Here is a 15,875-nt window from a genome sequence, read left to right on the forward strand (position 1 = left end):
TCACTGATGACTTTGTGAGGTAACCCATGGGTTCAGTAATTAAGAAGCGTCGCAAGCGCATGTCAAAGAAGAAGCACCGTAAGCTGCTTCGCAAGACCCGCCACCAGCGTCGTAACAAGAAGTAGTCAGAGCTTTCTGACCGAACGGAGCGTCGGCCCTCGCGAGGGGATCGGCGCTTTGTTGTATCGAAAAGCTGTCAAGAGAAGAGGGTTTGCGCCGTGTCAAAGCGTGTGACCGAGGTGACGTTCATCACGAAGCTGGGCTGCCACCTGTGCGACGAGGCGAGGCCCGTGCTCGAAGAGGCTCTCGGCGAGCTGCGGGCGGGGGGCATTGAGGCCCAACTGACCGAGCTCAACATGCTCGACGACGAGACGCTCATCTCGCAGTACCAGGAAGACATTCCCGTGGTGCTTATCGACGGCAAGCGCCACTCGTACTGGCGGGTCGACAGGGAACGCTTTATCGCGGCGGTCACGAAGCGCGCCGCACGGGGCCTGCGCGGGCTCTTTCGTTCGTAATCAAACACAGATGAGGGGTGTGCAATGCTGCGACACATTGTGAGCTGGAAGCTGAACGGCGAGACTCTGGCCGAACGCGACGCGCAGGCAGAGCGCGTGCGCGCGGTCATCGAGCCGCTTCGAGACTCGATCGCCGAGGTGCGCGCCCTGAGCCTGCACCGCAATGAGCTGCACGACGGCGCAAACTTCGACCTCACCCTCATCGCCGACTTTGACGACGAGGCGGGCCTTGCAGCCTACGCCGTGCACCCCGAGCACCAGCCCGCGATCGCGCTGCTCAAGGAGCTCGCCGCTGGCCGCGTGGCCACCGACTTCACGATCTAGTCATCGCGCGTACCCGGAGACCCTTCTCCTGGCGGATCGCGGCCGGCGCCTGCCGTGCCCGACAAGTCTTTGTCGTGCCCGGAGATCGCGTGCCCGGAGATCGCCTGTCCCAGTGACAGGGCGGGGCGATCCGCACCCATCAATCAATTCGAAACGAACCGTTTCGTATTGGTGATATTTTGTGTTACTGTTCTCGCATGGAGACGGCGACGAAGCCAGCACGAGGGCGCAGCATGGACGCGGCCCTCACTGAGCGCATCCTTGCGGAGACACTCGAGCAACTCACTCGTGATGGCTACGCAAAACTGCGCATCGAAAGAATCGCAACCGCTGTTGGTTGCGGTAAATCGACGATTTATCGCCGCTGGCCCGACAAGGGCTTGCTCGTCGCCGAAGCCCTCGCGAGTCACCTCAGTGCTCCTGAAGACGTCAACACCGGAGACGTCGTCGAAGACCTCGCGCGCTTTGCACACCAGCAGAGCGGTCGGCTGAACGACGAGAAGGGCGCACGCTCAGGCGTGTGGTCAGCAATGTTTGAAGACGACGTTCGCTCGCACCTGTGGCAACTGAACTTCTCACGCCGTCGCGAGGTCGGCCGGGCCATCATCACCCGCGGCATCGACACGGGCCAGATCCTGGAAGATACCGACCCCGACATGCTGCTCGACGCCATCTCAGGCTTTGCCATCTATCGGCAGGCTTTTCGAAACCTTCCCATCGACCTCGAGCAAGAACGGCGCATCGTCGCGAGGCTCTGCGGTCTCTAACCTTCCCTTTTCATACCGGTTTTTACCATTTGCAACGGAGCATTATGAACGCTAACAACACCACACCGCAGCAGGGTGCCGCGGTTAAAGTCGGCGCTGTCGTCGGCTTTCTTATTTTCGTGGAGCTCACGAGTGGCTTCATCCAGGGCTACTACCTGCCCCTGTTCGGCAGCATCGCGCAGCACCTCGGTGTGAGCGACGCCGACATCACCTGGTTCAACACCATCCAGACGCTTGCGGCCGCCGTGTGCGTGCCCATTCTCGCGAAGCTCGGCGACATGTTCGGGCACCGGCGCATGCTGCGCATCGGCATCATCTCGGTGTTTATCGGCGTGCTCATTACCGCGTTCGTTCCCTCATACCCGGCGGTACTCGCGGGGCGCTTACTCGTGGGCCCGCTCGCCGTCTGGCTGCCGCTCGAAATCGCGATCATTCACAGCCGCATCCAGGGCGAGACCGGGCGTAAGGCCATCGGCTTCCTCGTCTCGGCGCTCACCGGCGGTGCGGTGCTCGGCTCGATCGTTGGCGGCCTCTTCGGAAGCCGACTGCCCATCGTGATCGCGCTCGCGGTTCCGGCCATCATCGTGCTCCTGTGCGTCATCGTCGTGTTCACCGTCGTGCCCGACTCGTTCGAACGCAACCCAGTCAGGATCGACTGGCTCGGCTTCATCCTGCTCGCCGTGAGCATGCTCGCGCTGCTGTTTGGCATGCGTCTCGCCCAGGCAGAGGGCTTTGCGAGTCTCACCCCGTGGGCCTGCCTCATCGTCGGCTTCGTCGCGGTCGCGGTGTTCGTGTGGTGGGAGCTACGCATACCGAACCCCGCCATCAACATTCGCGTCGTCACCTCGCGTGCCCTCTGGCCGGCCTACGCCACCTCGTTCCTCTTCGGTATGGCCCTCTTCGGCACCCAGACCATCACCACCACCTTCCTCGCTGCCCCCGGCGCCGAGGTGGGCTACGGCTTTGGGTTCAAAACGAGCGTCATTGGCCTCTTCACCGCCGGCTCGGCACTGTGCGCGGTGATCGGCGCGGCCGTCTTTGCGAACCTCGCACGCGTCATCACGATTCGCGGCGTGCTGCTGCTCGCGGTCTCGGTTGCCGCGGTGGGCAACATCATGCTCGCGGTGGGGCACACGAGCCTCACCGTCGTCATCGTGAGCATCGTAGCCTCGGGTCTCGCGGGCGGTCTGCTGCTCGGTGCGCTCCCGGCCCTCGTCGCCGAACGCTCACCCCGCTCTGAGACCGGCATTGCGACGGGGCTCTACAACACCCTGAAAACGCTCGGCGGCGCGCTCGCTGGCGCCGTGTTCGCCGTCGTCTTGTCGGCATTCACCGCGCCCGGCGCCGCATACACGTCGGCCGGCGGCTATGTCTCGGTGTGGATCATCTGCGCCGCGGGCTTTGCCCTCGCCGCCCTCATCTTGTTGCTCGTACGCGTGCAGGGAACCCAGACCATGGCCCTCACCGTGCAAGACGCTGAAACCGAAATCAACACCGAAGGAGTAACCGAATGACCCTCATGGCCCAAGCCGAAGCAATGCTTCCCGAACTCGTCGCCCTGCGCCGCGAGCTGCACCAGAACCCCGAGGTCGGGCTCGACCTGCCGTTCACGCAGAAGCGAGTGCTCGAGGCCCTCGAGGGTCTGCCCCTCGAGATCACCCTCGGAACCGAGACCACCTCGATCGTCGCCGTACTGCGCGGCGCGAAGCCTGGCCCCGCCGTGCTCCTGCGCGGTGACATGGACGGCCTGCCGGTCGAAGAGCAGACCGGTCTCGACTACGCCTCAAAGAATGGCAACATGCACGCCTGCGGCCACGACCTGCACACCGCGGGCCTCGTCGGCGCGGCAAAGCTGCTCGCCGCGAAGCAGGACGAGATTGCCGGCTCGGTCATCTTCATGTTCCAGCCGGGCGAAGAAGGATTCAACGGCGCGAGCGTCATGATCAAGGAGGGCGTACTCGACGCCGCCGGTGAGCGCCCCGTCGCCGCCTACGGCCTGCACGTTGGTCCCGGCCCTCGCGGTCTGCTCGCAACGTTGCCTGGCCCCATGCTTGCAGGCTCGAGCGAGCTGCACGTGACGGTTCACGGCCGCGGCGGCCACGGCTCGATGCCCTACGGCGCTGCCGACCCGGTGGTAGCCCTCGCCGAACTCGTGACGCAGCTGCAGGTCATGATCACCCGCAAGTTCAACGTCTTCGAGCCCGTCGTCATTAGCGTGACCCGCCTCAGCGCGGGCGAGGCCGTCAACGTGATTCCGCCCTCGGCATCGCTCAGCGCGACCGTGCGCACCGTGACCCAGACGAGCCTCGACGCCCTTCCCGGCTTCATCGAAGAGCTCGCATCGGGCATCGCCTCGGCGCACGGCTGCACGGCCGAGGTGAACTTCGAGACCCAGTACATCCCGACCGTGAACGACCCGGCCGAGACCGAGTTCGCCATCGAAACGCTGCGTGAGCAGTTCGGCGAAGACCTCGTGCAGGTGCCCCCTCACGGCGTCATGGGCTCAGAAGACTTCTCGTATGTGCTGCACGAGATTCCCGGAACCTTCTACATGCTCTCAGCAACCCCCGACGGCATCGACCCGATGTCTGCCGCAAACCACTCGCCGCTCGTGCAGTTCGACGACGCGGTGCTGTCGGTTGGCGCTGCCTCGCTCGCGCAGCTCGCGCTGGCGCGGCTCGCGAAGTAGCGGGGCGGGGCGGCGGCGGATCGGGCCGCTGCGGCTTGCCGGCCGCTACGGTCGCTCGCTTGTGACGGTGAGGCGCTCTTCCTTCGGGAGGGGCGCCTCGCTGCGTTGTGGGGCTGTCGCGGGGCGACTGGCGGATCGATCCGCTGCGGTTTTTGGCTCGTTTGGGGCTTGGCTTGCGGTTTGGCCTGCGGTTTCGCGCTTTGCCTGCCGTTTCTCGCTCCACTTGACGAAAAGCAGGGTGTAATCGCTGAAACACCCTGCTTTTCGTCAAGTAAACGCGAAATCAGCAGGCACGAGGCGGCGCAGCCCCCAAAACCGGCAAGCACGAGGCCGCAGCCGCCCCAAAACGCCAACGGGGCGGCACCCACCGAAGTGAGCACCGCCCCGTTGACAGAAACCGCCAGGCCGCGAGCCGACAGCCGCCAGGCCGCCAGCCGCGACGCCGCCAGCCTACGGCTTCAGGCGCGTCGGGCCGCGGAAGAGGTAGGTGACCTCGCGAATTGACGACTGGCCGAGCATGAGCATGATCACGCGGTTGAGGCCCATGCCGAAGCCGCCGTGCGGGGGCATGCCGTAGCGGAAGAAGTCGAGGTAGAACTCGAGCTCCTTGAGGTCCATGCCCTTCTCGAGGGCCTGCGCCTCGAGCACCTCGATGCGGTGCTCACGCTGCGCGCCGGTCGAGATCTCGGTGCCGTTGTAGATGAGGTCGTAGCTCTTCGTGAGCGACGAGTCTTCTTCGCTGCGCATGTGGTAGAACGGGCGGATCGACTCGTGGTACTCGGTCAAGAAGACGAAGTCGTGGCCGTACTTCTCGCGCACGTAAGCCGAGATCTGGCGCTCGCCCTCTGGGTCCATGTCGGCGTCGGCGCGGGGCACCTCGTAGCCGCGCTCCTTGACGATCTCTTTCGCCTCTGCGAGCGGGATGCGCGGGAAGGGGCGCTCGGGCACGGTGATGTCGATGTTGAAGGCCTTCTTGATGGCCTCGCCGTGCTTCTCTTTGACGGCGGTGAGACCGGCAACGATGAGCTCTTCGTGCAGCTCCATGACGTCTTCGTGCGATTCGATCCAGCTCAGCTCGGTATCGACCGAGGTGAACTCGGTCGCGTGGCGCGAGGTGAACGAGGGGTCGGCGCGGAAAGCGGGGCCGATCTCGAAGATGCCGCCGAAGCCTGCGGCCTGGGCCATCTGCTTAAAGAACTGGGGGCTCTGCGCGAGGTACGCCTTGCCGTCGAAGTAGTCGACCTCGAAGAGTTCGGCGCGTGACTCTGACGCTGAGGCCATGAGCTTCGGGGTGTGAATTTCGATGAACTCGCGGTTCATCCACACCTCACGCAGCGCGTGCTCGAAGGTCGTCTGCACGCGGAAGATGAGGTTTTGCTCGGGGCGACGCAGGTCGAGGAAGCGCCAGTCGAGGCGCACATCGATGTGCGAGTCGGGGGTGGTGCGGGTCTCGGCGAGCGAGTGCGAGACCACCTCGATGGTTTCGATTTGAATTTCGACACCGCCGAGCTTGACGCGCTCGTTGTGCTGCAGCTCACCGGTGACGGTCACGAACGAGCCGAGCTCGAGGTGCGTGATGGTCTCGGTGCGGGTGAGCAGAATGTCTGAGCGGGGGTTCTCGGGGTCGGCCTCGCGCAGTACACCGCCGTTCACCAGCTGTACGGCTCCGGTCTCGTCACGAAGCACCACGAACTGCACGTGGCGCTGGTCGCGTACCTTTTCGACCCAGCCTGAAACGGTTACGGTGCCGTCTTCACGGGCGGCAAGATTCTTGATCAACTCACGGTTCTTCACCCCAACAGTCTAGCGTTAGCGAACTCTCAGTTACGAGCGGGTCTCAAACGTAGAATGGGGGCGTGACTGGCAAGCAACTTCACCTCGTTCGCCACGGAGAGGTCTATAACCCTGATCGGGTGCTCTACGGGCGTATTCCGGGCTTCGTTCTTTCTGACCTTGGCCACGAAATGGCGAGCGCGGCAGCCGATGAGCTTAAGGCCTCGGGCCGCTTGGTTGCGCGCCTCTTTGCGTCGCCGCTCGAACGCGCGCAGCAGTCTGCTGCTCCCGTCTCGGCGGCGCTCGGCCTGCCGATCGAGACTGAAGATCGCATCATCGAGCCGTCAAACTGGTTCGAGGGCAAGGTGAATCACGGCCCTGGCGCCGAGTTCAAGAAGCCCCGCAACTGGCACAAGTTTTGGAACCCATTCAGGCCGAGCTGGGGCGAGCCCTACCGTTCGGTCGCGACCCGCGTGCGCGCGGCGATGGACGATGCCTGGCAGTCAACGCCCGAGGGTGACATCGTGATGGTGAGCCACCAGTCGCCGATCTGGATGGCGCACCTCGACATCGCGGGCGAGAAGCTCTGGCACAACCCGGCGAAGCGCCGGTGCGACCTCTCAAGCATTACCTCGTTTGAAAAGCGCGGTGACACGTGGGTCGAGGTTGGCTACCGTGTGCCCGCGGCGCCGCTCTATGGCGGCTCGGTTGATGTGGGGGCCGTGTAATGAAGCTTCGTCGTGTTGGCCGTTTCGCGGCCGCAACCCTTGGCGTCTCGCTTGCCGTCGGCCTCGCCGCCTGCAGCTCGTCGCCCGATACGCTCTCGCAGCAGTGGGAAGACGCGTCTGACAAGGGCTATATCGCCGGTGATGGATCAACCACGAGCATCGCTCCCGAGGCCCGTACCGAGGCGGTCGAGTTTGAAGGCACGGGCGAGAATGGCGACCCGATCAGCAGCGCTGACTTCGCGGGCCACGTCACGGTCGTGAACTTTTGGTACGCGGGCTGTGCTCCGTGCCGGGCCGAGGCACCCGACCTCATCGCGGCCTACGACGAGTTCGATGACCAAGACGTGAAGTTCTTGGGCGTGAACACCCGTGACGGCGAGGCTGTCTCGCGTGGGTTCACCGAGGAATTTGGGATTGAGTACGACTCGATCCTCGACACCGTCGGCGATCGCGGCGTGCAGCGCGCGTTCGCGGGCAAGATTCCGCTCAATGCTGTCCCGACGACCCTTGTGCTCGACACCGAGGGCCGCGTCGCGCACCGAGTGCTCGGCCAGATTGCTGGCGAGTCGCAGCTGCGCACCCTGATCTCTGAAACGCTCGACGAGTCGGGCTCATAGGCACCGCCGTGGGGTTACAGGCAATCGTCGCTGACGGGCAACTCTTTGTTGCCATGCTCATCGCACTTCTCGCGGGACTCATCTCGTTTGCCTCACCCTGCGTGTTGCCACTCGTGCCCGGCTACCTCGCCTACGTTGGCGGCGTCGCGGGTGACGGGGGAGAGAAGCAGGCAAGGTGGCGGGTCGCGCTCGGCGCCCTGCTCTTTGTGCTCGGCTTCACCATTGTTTTTGTCGCCTTGAACGCCCTTGCCGGCAGCGTCGGTGCGTGGCTCTTCGTGTATCAGGACGTGCTGTTGCAGGTCATGGGCGTCATCGTGATTCTCATGGGCCTCGTATTTCTGGGGCTCTTCAGCCGCATGCAAAACACGCGGCGGCTCAAGATCAAACCCCGCGTTGGCCTCGCCGGTGCCCCGCTGCTGGGCATGGTCTTTGGCCTCGGGTGGGCGCCCTGCATGGGCCCGACGCTCGGCACGATCATGGCGCTCAGCCTCACCGAGGGCTCGATGTCGCGCGCCGTGCTGCTCGCGATCGGCTACTCGCTCGGGCTCGGCCTGCCCTTCATCTTGCTCGCGCTCGGTTTCGGCTGGATGTCGGGCGTTACCGCCTTTTTGCGTAAGCACATTCGCGCGATTAACATCGCGGGCGGAGTTCTCATGATTCTCATCGGCCTCGTCATGGTGACGGGGCTGTGGGGAGTCTTCATGTCTCATTTGCAGGTGGTGATCGATGGTTTCGTCCCGCCCCTCTGACTATGACGGCGGATCAGTCGACTTCGATGAAAGGGCCCCGGTGAAGGGTCCCGAACTCGGGATCAAAGGCTGGTTGCGCTGGTTCTGGCGACAGCTCACGAGCATGCGTGTGGCGCTCCTGCTGCTGCTCATGCTCGCGATCGCGACGATCCCCGGCTCGTTGTTTCCGCAACGCGGCGCCGACCCGAACGGTGTCGCGCTCTGGCAGCAGGACAACCCTGACCTCTTCAAGGTGCTCGACGCGTTCCCGCTGCAAATGTTCGACGTGTACGGCTCGGTCTGGTTCTCGTCGATCTATCTGCTGCTGTTCATCTCGCTCGTTGGCTGCGTGCTGCCGAGGCTTGCCCAGCACTGGAAGGCGCTGCGCTCGGCCCCGCCGAAAACCCCGGCACGGCTCACCCGCATGGCCGGCTTCTCGTCGACCGAGGTCACGAACGAGAACGCCTCTGATGCCGAGAAGCTCGAGTTTGCCCAGGCTGCGGTTGCCCGCGGCGAGCAGCTGCTGAAGAAGCAGGGCTACCGCACGGTCATCGAAGAGCGCACCTTTCGCGGTCGCACCGAGGTCTCGGTTTCGGCCGAGCGCGGCTACGCACGTGAGACCGGTAACCTCGTGTTTCACATCGGCCTGCTCGGCGTGCTCGTCGCCATTGGCGTCAACGGCGCCTTCAACTTTCACGGGCAGAAGGTGCTCATCGAGGGCGAGGCCGCCATGGTCAACGCGCTCATCGACTACGACACTGCGACGAGCGGCACCTACTTCGACGATAACTCGCTCGACGCCTGGGGCATGCGCCTCGACAACCTCGAGATCGATTACGTGACACCAGAAGACGCGAACCAGAACGCGGTTGGCCAGGTGCTTGAGCACCGCGCCTTCGTCACGATGTTCCCCGCTGACGGCTCAGCGTCGAAGGAGGAGCTCGTCAGGGTCAACCACCCGCTGCGCTTCGCCGGCTCAAGCATCTACCTGCTCGCGAACGGCTACGCTCCCGTGATCACGATTCATAATGCCGAGGGCAAGATCGTGCACCAGGAGCCCGTCGTCTTCATTCCGCAGGACACGAACATGACGTCGCTCGGCATTATCAAGGTGTCTGACGGCATGCCAGAGCAGCTCGGTCTGCGCGGCTTCTTCTACCCGACGAAGGCCGAGCTCGACACGGGCGCCCTCACCTCGTCGTACCCCGACCTTAACGATCCGGTGCTCACGCTCGATGTGTTCGAGGGCGACCTCGGCATCAACGAGGGCATTCCCCAGTCGGTATACGCGCTCGACACGAGCGAGATGGAGCAACTCACGGGCCGCGCCGTCGACAAAGACTCGCTTGAGCTCACTCTCGGCGAAACCGTCGACCTGCCAAACGGCCTCGGCACCATCAGCATGGATTCGGTTCCGCGCTACGTCGGCTTCGACGTGCTCACGAACCCCGCCCAAACCTGGATTCTCGTCTCGGCCCTCGCCGCAACGGCCGGCCTGATCGGCTCGATCTTTGTGCCGCGCAGGCGCATGTGGGTCAAGGCGATCCCGAATGCCTCTGGCGTCACCTTCGAGTACGCGGCTTTGGCCCGTGGCGATGACCCGACGCTTGAGCGCGCGGTCGAAGACTTCAAGACCTCGCACCGCGAAGAGCTCTAGTCAAAACCCTGGGCGGATCGCGCCGAGCGGTGAACCACGCACGAAGGCCCCGGCGGCTCACCTGAGCCGGCCGGGGCCTTTCGCGTAGGGGCAGCTACTTCGCGGCCTGGTTCTCCTGTGCTTTCTGTGAGAAGTAGACCGGGATGAGCGAGAGCAGAATCATGATTGTCGCGACGACGTTCACCTGGTTCGCCTCGTTTGGGCGGCCCATCTGGTTCATCATCCACAGCGGAATCGTGTCGACGCCGGGAGGCGCCGTGAAGATCGTCACGACGATCTCGTCAAACGACAGTGCGAAGGCGAGCAGGCCGCCGGCGATGAACGCGGTGCGAAACTGCGGGAAGGTGACGAGCCGAAAGGTCTGCATGATGCCGCCGCCGAGGTCCATCGACGCCTCTTCGAGGTTTGGGCTCATGCGGCGAAGCCGGGCAATCACGTTGTTGAACACCATGACGATGCAGAAGGTCGCGTGCGAGACGATGAGCCCGAAGAAGCCGATGTGAATGCCCATCGGTTCGAGCACCGAGTGGTAGGTGTTCGAGAGCGCGACACCCGTGACGATGCCGGGCAGGGTGATGGGCAGAATGATGAGCAGGTTCACGACCTCGCGGCCGAAGAAGTTGTAGCGCTGCAGCGCAAACGAGGCGAGGGTGCCGAGCAGCAGGGCGATCGCGGTCGCGGCGAGGGCGACGACCACCGAGTTCCACACGGCGGCGTGCACGGCCGGGTTACCGAGCGCGGCCTCCCACCACGTGAGCGAGAACTCGGCCACGGGCCACCCGGCAACGCGCTTCGCGTTGAACGAGTTCAGCACGACCATGGCGAGCGGCGTGTAGACGAAGAGCATGACGATGGCGGCGATCGCGCCGAGCACGATCTTTGCGGTGCGGTTCAATCTCAACATGGGAGGCTCCTAGAGGTTGTCGAGCGCGCCGGTGCGGCGAACGAGAAGCAGAAACACGAGCACGATCACGATGGGAACCACCGAGAACGCGGCCGCGACGGGCGGGTTCAGGTTGATGTTCGACGAGATGATTGAACCGATCATCTGGGTCGATCCGCCAACGAATCGAGCGGCGATGAAATCGCCGAGGCTGAGCGAGAATGTCATGATCGAGCCGGCAATGACGGCCGGCTTCAGGATGGGAAACACGACTGAGGTGATCGTGCGCAGGCCCTTCGCGCCGAGGTCGCTCGCGGCGTCGTACAGGTTCGTGGGAATCTGCGATACCGCCGAGTAGATCGGGATGATCATGTACGGAAACCAGAGGTAGGTGAGCGTGATGATGACGGTCGTGATGCCGAAGCCTGGGCCGCTGATGCCGAGCGGGTTCAGTAGCCAGTTCACGAAGCCCTCCTCGGCGAAGGTGATGCGCATCGCGAGCACCTTGACGAGGTAGCCCGCCCAGAGCGGGAGCGTGACGGCGACCGCGAGAAAGGCGCGCAGCTTCGGGCCAGCGACCTTCGCCATAAAGACGGCGAGGGGCACGGCGAAGACGATGCAAATAGCGGTGACGGCGAGGGCAATGCCGAGCGTGCGCACCGCGGTCCAGAAGAACGCCGGAATCTTCACGAGGTTCACGAAGTTATCGAACGTGAAGCCGGGCGTGACCTTCGACGTGAACGGGTCAGTGACCCAGAACGCGGTCACGAGCATGAGCGCGATCGAAAGAATATAGACCCCCACGAGCCACAGCATCGGGGGCGTGATGAGCGCCGCGAGCCTGCCGCGCGGGCGCTTGTAGAGCGAAGAAGAAACCGGGTGTGCGGTGCGCTTCGTTGCGGTTTGTGTTGACACTGCGAATCCTCAAAGTGTGGTGATGAGTGGTGCGGATCGGGGCCCGCGGGGTGGCATCGAGCGCCGCCCCGCGAGCGTGGGTGCCGGATGCCGCAAGGTGGCGGCGCCCGGCGAGGGGGTTTAGCCCTTTACCGTGGTCCAGGCCTCGGTCCACTGCTGGAAGTTCGTGCACTGTACGTCGGTGCGGCCGTCGATGCACTGCTCGATCGGCGTGGTCCAGAACCAGACCTGCGAGTAGTACTCTTCGTCGGTTGCCTTGAAGGTCTCGCAGTGTGCCTTCGCCTCGTCGTTCAGCTCGCAGAACGCCGCGTTGGCGGGCGCCATGCCGAAGTTCATCGCGATTGCGCCGTTGACCTCGGCGCCACTCGTGTAGTCCATCCACTGGTAGGCGCAGTTCGGGTTCTTCGACTGGGCGCCGAGCATCCAGGCGTCTGACCAGCCGGTCGAGCCCTCCTTGGGCAGTGTGCCCTCGAGGCGGTCATCTTCGCTCAGCTTGCGCAGAACCTCCCACGAGGTGCCGACGACGGTGTTGCCGTTCGTGAACGAGGTGATCTGGGCGACGGGGTCTGCCCAGTGCTCTGAGACGCGCTTGTTCTGGTCTTTGAGCAGGTCAACCGCGGCCTTCAGCTGGGTCTCGTCGAGTGCGTACGGGTTCGTGATGCCGAGGTCGGGCTGGGTGTGCATGAGGTAGATCGCGGCGTCGGCGATGTAGATGGGTGCGTCGTAGCCGATGATCTTGCCCGCGTAGGGTGAATCCTCTTCCCACACAACGCTCCAGCTGTCGGGGGTCTCGGTGACAACGTCGGTGTTGTACTGCAGAATGTTTGCGCCGCGACCGATGGGCACGCCGTACGACTTGCCGTTCAGGGTGTCGTATACCTGGCCTTGCATGCCCTCAACGATGTCGTCGCCGAAGTTGGGAATGAGCTCCTGGTTGATGGGCTGCACGTCGCCGCCCACGATGAGGCGCAGCGAGGCGTCGCCCGAGGCCGACACGAGATCGTATTCTCCGGTGCGCATGAGCGTCACCATCTCGTCAGAGGTTCCGGCGACGCGGCGGTTGACGGTGCACCCGGTCTGCTCCTCGAAGGGCTTGACCCACCCGTCTTCAACGAAGCCCGACCACGCGACGATGTTGACCTCGCCCTCGTTCTCGCCGAGCTCTTCCATCATGGGTACGTCGGGTACGTCGATCTTGAGCTCGCCTGAGGCGTCGCCCGAGCCCGCGTCGTCTGACGAACAGCCGGTGATTGCGAGACCCGCGGCGGCGAGCATCGCCGCCGGGATCATCAATTTCTTCTTCAACATCAGTGTGACTCCTTTGTGTGTTTGATGCGGTGTGGTGTGGTGCTTGAGAGTTGTGGCCTGCGTTAGGCGCCGGGAATCGCGGTTGCGTGTGCCCGGTCGAACACCGCGGTCACGCGGTCGCCGCGTCGAATACTCGGGTCGAGCCGCGGGGCGTGCGCGTTCTGGTGCTCAGAGATGAGGCGCACGCCAGCCTCGGTGTCAATGAGGTACCTTGTTTGCGGGCCTGCGTAGACGGTCTCGGCGATGACGCCTTGGAGGGCGACGGTGCCTGCCTCGCCCGTGAAGGTCGCGTCGCGCACGCCGACTCGCTCTGGCCTGATGCTGTGCTGGCTGGCCGAGTCGAAGAGCTGCTGTGAGAGGTCGCTTGAGATAAGGTTCGTGACGCCCAGAAACTTTGCGACAAACTCGGTTTGCGGAAACTCGTAGACCTCACGCGGGCTGCCGACCTGCTCGATCTTGCCGTCGTTGTACACCGCGATGCGGTCAGAGAGCGTGAGCGCCTCTTCCTGGTCGTGTGTGACGAAGATGAAGGTGATGCCGGCCTCGCGCTGAATCTGCTTGAGCTCGATCTGCATTTGCTCGCGCAGTTGCTTGTCGAGCGCGCCGAGCGGCTCATCGAGCAGCAGCACCTTGGGGCGCAGAATGAGGGCGCGGGCGAGCGCGATGCGCTGACGCTGACCACCCGAAAGCTGCGATGGTAGCCGGTCTGCGAGGTGGTCGAGCTGCACCTGGCGCAGCGCCTCGCGTGACCGCTCGTACTTCTCAGCCTTGCTCATCTTGCGCACCGTGAGCCCGTAGGCCACGTTGTCGAGCACGTTCATGTGCGGAAACAGCGCGTAGTCCTGAAAGACGGTGTTGACCTCGCGGTCGAAGGGCGCCTCGTGGGTGATATCGGTTCCCTCGAGGTGGATCGTGCCCTCGGTGGGAGCCTCAAAGCCGGCAATCATGCGCAGCACCGTGGTCTTGCCAGAGCCCGAGGGGCCGAGCATCGAGAAGAACTCGCCTCGCTCGATCTCGATATCTAGGTCTTTGACCGCGGTGAAGTCGCCGAAGCGCTTCGTGATGCCGCGCAGTGAAACTGCCGCGGTGCCTGAGGCGGGGGTGTCGGTGCTCATGACGTGTTCTCCTCAACGTCGGTGTCGATGGGTTGAAAAGACATTAACATATGGTTTTAGATGTTAGAAATCCTTGGACGTGAAATCGATCACGATTTGGTTACGCGTCGCGAGGAAATTGCGGGCAGGAATTCAGGAAGATCGGGCGAACGACTCGATACACTCGCCAGGGAAAGGCTAGGAGGTCTCAACGTGTCGCAACCCGAACCGCGGTCGAGCAGGCTTCAGGTTGCCGCGCTCACGCCGATCGGAGACGCGGGGCGCGCAGAGATGATCGTCGACCGCCTGACCGGATCGATCGTTGCCGGCGCCTTTGCCTTCGGCGAGCGACTGCCGAGCGAATCAGAACTCGCCAGGCTACTCGGCGTTTCGGTCGTCACGGTGCGCGAAGCACTCACCACGCTTCGCTCGGCCGGGCTCATCGAGACGAGGCGCGGCAGGGTAGGGGGCAGCTTCGTCTCGCTCACCCGCGACGACGCCGAGCTGATGAGCGCGAGAACCCTCGTCGAGATGCCGCGCGTCACGGTCGCCGACCTTGGGCTGCACTACGAAATGAGCTCGGCCTCGTGCGCCGAGCTCGCGTGCCAGCGCGCAACCGACTTCGAACTCGACGTCATGAGCGAGATTCTCGCAACCATTCCAGCCCTTAGCCGAGACGCCTGGCGCGCCAAAGTCACCGACATGCAACTCGAACTTGCGAGCCTCAGCCAGTCGGTGCGCCTCACCGATGAGCACGTGCGCATCCAGAGCCAGTACACGCCGCTCCTCGCGCTGCAAGACGCCGACCCCGAGGCGCGCGAATACACCGAACGGCAGCTCGCCCAGCAGATTGAGGCGATCCGCGACGAAGATATTGGCCGCGCACGCACCGTCGTGCGCGAGGGCATTCGCCGTTCAACGCACTGGCTTATCGCGTTTCGACAGCGTCTAGTTGCACATTCGAACGATGAGGACATACGGTATGAACTACAGAATCGAGGGGGTTCTGTAGCGTAAGAAAGCGAGAAGGCGTCGTGGAACAACGGGTGTTTCAGCAGGAAGCCGAACGGGGGCTCGCGCTGGTCGAGGGATTCTTCGACGAGGTGTTCGCAATGCTGCGCGACTGGGCGCGGGAGGTCGAGGCTGACCTTGCACGGCAACTTGCCGCAGGGCCGCTGAGTGATGGCCAGCTCGTCGCGCTCGTCGAAGAACGCTCGAAGGCGATTCTCGGCCAGACTGACGTGCCGATTTACGGCGCTGGCTTCTGCGCGGCCGAGACTGTGCTGCCGCAGGGTAATCCCCTTGCGTGGTGGCAAGGCCCCGACAAGCAGCCGCTCGCATCGTCGACCTTCGGTGTTGGCCCCGGCGCCGTCGACCTTCGCCGCCTCGAGTGGTACCGCACCCCAGAGATGACGGGCCGCGCCGTGGTCGCAGGCCCCTTCGTCGACTACCTCTGCTCGAACCAGGTGACCCTCACCTCGGCGATTCCCGTATCGATCGACGGAGCATTCGCCGGCGTGCTGTGCGTCGACGTACTCGTGAGCACCCTCGAAGACTCGTTCTTGCCGAAGCTCCAGTCGAACAACCGGGTCACGGTCATGAACACCAACCGCCGCGTCGTCATCTCGACCGACGTCGCCGTCTTCACGGGCGACCGCCTCGCCCTCGACCGCGTCGAGCACCCCTCGGCAGGCTTCGCCTCGGCGGCCGAGCACCCCTTCACGGTGCTCTCGGAGCCCGCGCTCGCGGTGGCGGTGTAGCGGGCGTTCGCGCTGTTTCTCGACGGCTCGATAACTGGCTTTTTCGGTGACACTCTGCTCGAAGCGGTGGCGCACGTTGACCCTCGCGCTGTAGCACCAATGCTGGCCCGAATT

17 protein-coding genes are annotated in these 15,875 nt (G+C 64.0%); 12 read left to right on the top strand and 5 right to left on the bottom strand.

The genetic code is table 11. From position 1 onward, the window contains the following. Positions 1-26: 26 nt before the first annotated feature. From JSO19_RS08460 to JSO19_RS08485, 6 genes are all read left to right on the top strand, one after another. A complete protein-coding gene (locus JSO19_RS08460) occupies positions 27-125 on the top strand; it encodes a 30S ribosomal protein bS22 (RefSeq protein WP_005504750.1) in 99 nt (32 codons plus the stop codon). Positions 126-218: 93 nt separating this feature from the next. Beyond that, positions 219-518 (top strand): glutaredoxin family protein, encoded by a 300-nt coding sequence (locus JSO19_RS08465; RefSeq protein ID WP_270911079.1) that lies wholly within the window; start codon positions 219-221, stop codon positions 516-518. Between the two features lie 24 nt (positions 519-542). Further along, positions 543-842, top strand: a complete 300-nt coding sequence (locus tag JSO19_RS08470; RefSeq protein ID WP_270911081.1) for a Dabb family protein — start codon at positions 543-545, stop codon at positions 840-842. A 197-nt stretch (positions 843-1,039) separates the two neighbouring features. After that, on the top strand, positions 1,040-1,609 hold the full coding sequence (locus JSO19_RS08475) for a TetR/AcrR family transcriptional regulator (RefSeq protein ID WP_270911082.1): 570 nt from the start codon (positions 1,040-1,042) through the stop codon (positions 1,607-1,609). Between the two features lie 44 nt (positions 1,610-1,653). Then, positions 1,654-3,123 (top strand): MFS transporter, encoded by a 1,470-nt coding sequence (locus JSO19_RS08480; RefSeq protein ID WP_270911083.1) that lies wholly within the window; start codon positions 1,654-1,656, stop codon positions 3,121-3,123. After that, complete coding sequence (locus JSO19_RS08485) at positions 3,120-4,298, top strand: M20 metallopeptidase family protein (RefSeq protein ID WP_270911085.1); 1,179 nt, start codon at positions 3,120-3,122, stop codon at positions 4,296-4,298. The genes JSO19_RS08480 and JSO19_RS08485 overlap by 4 nt, the downstream gene beginning before the upstream one ends. Before the next feature lie 450 nt (positions 4,299-4,748). On the opposite strand, the gene aspS is transcribed toward JSO19_RS08485, so the two are convergent. Then, positions 4,749-6,092, bottom strand: coding sequence for an aspartate--tRNA(Asn) ligase (gene aspS / locus JSO19_RS08490; protein WP_270911087.1), 1,344 nt, complete (start codon positions 6,090-6,092; stop codon positions 4,749-4,751). 62 nt (positions 6,093-6,154) lie between these two features. On the opposite strand from aspS, the gene JSO19_RS08495 reads away from it, so the two are divergent. The 4 genes from JSO19_RS08495 to resB are packed head-to-tail and all read left to right on the top strand — an operon-like array spanning position 6,155 to position 9,801. Continuing rightward, a complete protein-coding gene (locus JSO19_RS08495; RefSeq protein ID WP_270911089.1) occupies positions 6,155-6,799 on the top strand; it encodes a histidine phosphatase family protein in 645 nt (214 codons plus the stop codon). Then, a complete protein-coding gene (locus tag JSO19_RS08500) occupies positions 6,799-7,416 on the top strand; it encodes a TlpA family protein disulfide reductase (protein WP_270911091.1) in 618 nt (205 codons plus the stop codon). The genes JSO19_RS08495 and JSO19_RS08500 overlap by 1 nt, the downstream gene beginning before the upstream one ends. Before the next feature lie 8 nt (positions 7,417-7,424). After that, a complete protein-coding gene (locus JSO19_RS08505) occupies positions 7,425-8,165 on the top strand; it encodes a cytochrome c biogenesis CcdA family protein (protein WP_270911093.1) in 741 nt (246 codons plus the stop codon). Beyond that, positions 8,143-9,801, top strand: a complete 1,659-nt coding sequence (resB, locus tag JSO19_RS08510) for a cytochrome c biogenesis protein ResB (protein ID WP_270911095.1) — start codon at positions 8,143-8,145, stop codon at positions 9,799-9,801. Before JSO19_RS08505 ends, resB begins: the two co-directional genes overlap by 23 nt. Before the next feature lie 94 nt (positions 9,802-9,895). Here the strand turns inward: resB and JSO19_RS08515 are convergent, their stop codons facing one another. From JSO19_RS08515 to JSO19_RS08530, 4 genes are all read right to left on the bottom strand, one after another. Then, positions 9,896-10,705 (bottom strand): ABC transporter permease, encoded by an 810-nt coding sequence (locus tag JSO19_RS08515; protein WP_270911097.1) that lies wholly within the window; start codon positions 10,703-10,705, stop codon positions 9,896-9,898. A gap of 9 nt (positions 10,706-10,714) precedes the next feature. Beyond that, positions 10,715-11,599 (bottom strand): ABC transporter permease, encoded by an 885-nt coding sequence (locus tag JSO19_RS08520; protein ID WP_270911099.1) that lies wholly within the window; start codon positions 11,597-11,599, stop codon positions 10,715-10,717. A 120-nt stretch (positions 11,600-11,719) separates the two neighbouring features. Beyond that, the gene (locus tag JSO19_RS08525; RefSeq protein WP_270911100.1) at positions 11,720-12,907 is read right to left on the bottom strand and encodes an extracellular solute-binding protein; all 1,188 of its coding nucleotides are present in this window, start codon (positions 12,905-12,907) and stop codon (positions 11,720-11,722) included. A gap of 62 nt (positions 12,908-12,969) precedes the next feature. Then, positions 12,970-14,022: an ABC transporter ATP-binding protein gene (locus JSO19_RS08530; RefSeq protein ID WP_270911102.1), complete on the bottom strand. Its 1,053-nt coding sequence runs from the start codon at positions 14,020-14,022 to the stop codon at positions 12,970-12,972. A 192-nt stretch (positions 14,023-14,214) separates the two neighbouring features. On the opposite strand from JSO19_RS08530, the gene JSO19_RS08535 reads away from it, so the two are divergent. Beyond that, positions 14,215-15,018 carry a FadR/GntR family transcriptional regulator gene (locus JSO19_RS08535; protein ID WP_270911105.1) on the top strand — a complete coding sequence of 268 codons (804 nt, stop codon included), beginning with the start codon at positions 14,215-14,217 and terminating at the stop codon, positions 15,016-15,018. Positions 15,019-15,035: 17 nt separating this feature from the next. After that, a complete protein-coding gene (locus JSO19_RS08540) occupies positions 15,036-15,761 on the top strand; it encodes a cache domain-containing protein (RefSeq protein WP_270911106.1) in 726 nt (241 codons plus the stop codon). Positions 15,762-15,875 lie beyond the last annotated feature (114 nt).

Origin of the sequence: Leucobacter sp. UCMA 4100 (assembly GCF_027853335.1) — a bacterium.
GTDB lineage: Bacteria > Actinomycetota > Actinomycetes > Actinomycetales > Microbacteriaceae > Leucobacter_A.

Bases quoted from the DNA above. Each gene is read 5' to 3' on its own strand.
- JSO19_RS08485 (WP_270911085.1), top strand. From the start codon at position 3,120: ATGACCCTCATGGCCCAAGCCGAAGCAATGCTTCCCGAACTCGTCGCC.
- JSO19_RS08470 (WP_270911081.1), top strand. From the start codon at position 543: ATGCTGCGACACATTGTGAGCTGGAAGCTGAACGGCGAGACTCTGGCC.
- JSO19_RS08480 (WP_270911083.1), top strand. From the start codon at position 1,654: ATGAACGCTAACAACACCACACCGCAGCAGGGTGCCGCGGTTAAAGTC.
- JSO19_RS08460 (WP_005504750.1), top strand. From the start codon at position 27: ATGGGTTCAGTAATTAAGAAGCGTCGCAAGCGCATGTCAAAGAAGAAG.
- JSO19_RS08525 (WP_270911100.1), bottom strand. From the start codon at position 12,907: ATGTTGAAGAAGAAATTGATGATCCCGGCGGCGATGCTCGCCGCCGCG.
- JSO19_RS08500 (WP_270911091.1), top strand. From the start codon at position 6,799: ATGAAGCTTCGTCGTGTTGGCCGTTTCGCGGCCGCAACCCTTGGCGTC.
- resB (WP_270911095.1), top strand. From the start codon at position 8,143: ATGGTTTCGTCCCGCCCCTCTGACTATGACGGCGGATCAGTCGACTTC.
- JSO19_RS08530 (WP_270911102.1), bottom strand. From the start codon at position 14,022: ATGAGCACCGACACCCCCGCCTCAGGCACCGCGGCAGTTTCACTGCGC.
- JSO19_RS08475 (WP_270911082.1), top strand. From the start codon at position 1,040: ATGGAGACGGCGACGAAGCCAGCACGAGGGCGCAGCATGGACGCGGCC.
- JSO19_RS08515 (WP_270911097.1), bottom strand. From the start codon at position 10,705: ATGTTGAGATTGAACCGCACCGCAAAGATCGTGCTCGGCGCGATCGCC.